This window comes from Bdellovibrionales bacterium, assembly GCA_019750295.1.
In the GTDB taxonomy this organism is placed as follows: Bacteria; Bdellovibrionota; Bdellovibrionia; order Bdellovibrionales; family JAGQZY01; genus JAIEOS01.
The window spans coordinates 1-2,240 of record JAIEOS010000125.1 but is presented as its reverse complement, the minus strand read 5'-3'; the positions used below and the strand labels follow the sequence as shown (position 1 = coordinate 2,240).

At 47.5% G+C, this 2,240-nt stretch carries 4 protein-coding genes; 2 read left to right on the top strand and 2 right to left on the bottom strand.

Features of this window, described 5'->3' with window-relative positions:
• Positions 1–327, top strand: a 327-nt coding sequence (locus K2Q26_14990; protein MBY0316824.1) for a hypothetical protein, incomplete at its 5' end; no start/stop codon positions are given.
• A 9-nt stretch (positions 328–336) separates the two neighbouring features.
• Here the strand turns inward: K2Q26_14990 and K2Q26_14985 are convergent.
• Both K2Q26_14985 and K2Q26_14980 read right to left on the bottom strand, forming a co-directional pair.
• Complete coding sequence (locus K2Q26_14985; protein MBY0316823.1) at positions 337–717, bottom strand: DUF2185 domain-containing protein; 381 nt, start codon at positions 715–717, stop codon at positions 337–339.
• Positions 718–1,872 carry an acyl-CoA dehydrogenase gene (locus K2Q26_14980; protein MBY0316822.1) on the bottom strand — a complete coding sequence of 385 codons (1,155 nt, stop codon included), beginning with the start codon at positions 1,870–1,872 and terminating at the stop codon, positions 718–720.
• Positions 1,873–2,031: 159 nt separating this feature from the next.
• Here K2Q26_14980 and K2Q26_14975 point away from each other — a divergent pair.
• A partial coding sequence (locus tag K2Q26_14975; protein ID MBY0316821.1) for a hypothetical protein occupies positions 2,032–2,240 on the top strand: 209 nt, incomplete at its 3' end.

The following is a 2,240-nucleotide window of genomic DNA, read 5'->3' as shown; positions in this document are numbered from 1 at the left end:
GCGCGACTCATCTCGCGATTTCGACCGCAGGCGTACTTGCTGGCGGTCACAGATAAAGTCGATACGCTACGGGGCCTAGAATTGTGTTGGGGTGTTCAAACATTACAAATCAAAAAATTCGATAGCACGGAAGAGGTGATGACAGAAATCGAAAACGTTCTCGTCTCCCATGGGATTGTGAAAGAGGGCGATCGTATCGTCTGCACTTTGGGAATGCCCGTACGAAAGGGCGTAAAGACCAACACTCTTCGCGTCATCACCGTCGGCAACCACGGTAAAGTGAAAAAGGTGACGAGAGCGCTTCGCTACCAGATGTTTCCGTTTTAAGGCAGAGGTTTACTCATCGGCATCTTCGAAGTCGTCGTCGAAGTCGTCTTCTTCGAAGGGTTCAAATTCGGAAGCGCGAGAAAATGAGGAGCCAATCGGGCAATCTAAATAGGGAACGATGGTCGGGTCGTAATTAGCCAGCGTGTTGACGTCAAACACTCCGAGGCTGTCAGGAGATTGGAGTTGCTCGTCGGTTTCCATTCCGGACATGAACACCCAGCCGCTGTCTTTGTCGGTGAGGGGCTCTTCGCGATACATAAAAAGAATGGGCAAATTTTCGACGGTAATGGACTCCGAAGCGCAGCAGCTGCCGCGCCCGGGAGCCAGCGGTTTAATGTCCGCAGGCTTCATTTTAAAGTGCTTTCTGGGCTTAGACGTGGGCTTGTCCACTTACGACAACTCGATCTTTGCAATGGTTTGTAATTGCATGTTGGTTGTTCCTTCGTAAATTTGTCCAATCTTTGCATCTCTCCAGTATTTTTCCGCAGGATACTCAGACGTGAACCCATTCCCACCGAACAGATCGATGGCTTGAGATGCAATCTTCTCTGCTGCTCGAGAAGAATACAGCTTTGCAATGGCCGCTTCTTGAATGAAAGGTTTTCCAGAATCTTTCAAGCGAGCCGCGTTGTAGACAAGGAGTCGTGTCGCTTCCAATTGAGTGCGCATCTCGGCCAGTTGAAACTGCACGCCTTGATTGCTGGCAATGGATTTTCCAAACTGTTCACGGCTTTGAATGTAAGATTTGGCAGCGTCGTAAGACCCTTGTGCAATTCCCAACATCTGGGCGCCAATACCGATTCGGCCTTCGTTGAGAGTTTCGATGGCGATCTTATAACCTTTGCCCACTTCTCCCAGAATATTTTCTTTAGGCACTTCGCAGTTTTCAAACAGCAATTCGCAAGTGGAGCTCGCGCGAATTCCCACTTTGTCTTCTTTTTTACCGACCGTGAATCCCTTCATCGATTTTTCAACGATAAAAGCGGTAATCCCTTTATAGCCTTTGCTCGGATCTATCGTTGCAAAGGCGATAAAGACATCGGCTTCTTTACCATTCGTAATCCAAAGTTTGTGTCCGTTAAGAACATACTTATCGCCTTTGTCTTCGGCCCGGAGTTTAAGAGCAAATGCATCTGAACCACTGCCGCTTTCCGAAAGCGCATAGGCGCCGACCGACTTTTGTGCCAACTGAGGAAGATACTTTGCTTTTTGAGCGTCGTTGGCCCAACGGAGAAAAATGTTTGTTACAAGTGTATTTTGAACGTCGACTAAAACGCTCACAGACCCATCCACGCGAGCGATCTCTTCCACCGCAATACAAGCCATCGTAAAACTTCCACCGGCTCCGCCGTACTGTTCGGGAGTTTCGATTCCCATTAATCCCATATCAAAAAGTTGTGGGATTAATTTAGAATCCATCTGTTGATTTTTATCCATCTCGTGGACCAATGGCTTAATTTCGCTCTCGGCGAATTCGCGAATGGCTTGGCGAAAGGCGTTTTCATCGTCGGTAAAGTCGGTGACAGCAAAGCGTTGCTCGGACATGTTTCCATCCTTTGGTTTTGAGATTTACGTGCAGCATAAATAAGAACCGGCGCAAAATCAATCAAGAGGAGAAGTGTTTAGGGGTAAGGCCTAGGATTTAACTCATCGAGTAAGGCAGAAGTTGTCGATTCTCCTTGCGGAACCGGGTAAGCTTTCAACATGTCCGATCTCGATCACATTCACTGCGAGCACGATCATCACCATCACCACCAGGGTCGACGGCGCTGGGATATCATTTATATATTTTCGACCAGCGTCGTGATTTGTGCCTACATTTTAGCAGTATTTCCTTTGGAATTTTTTCCATCGCCATTCATTAAAACATTTTCTCACCATGTTTTTGAGCTCATGAACAAGATCGGAAGAGC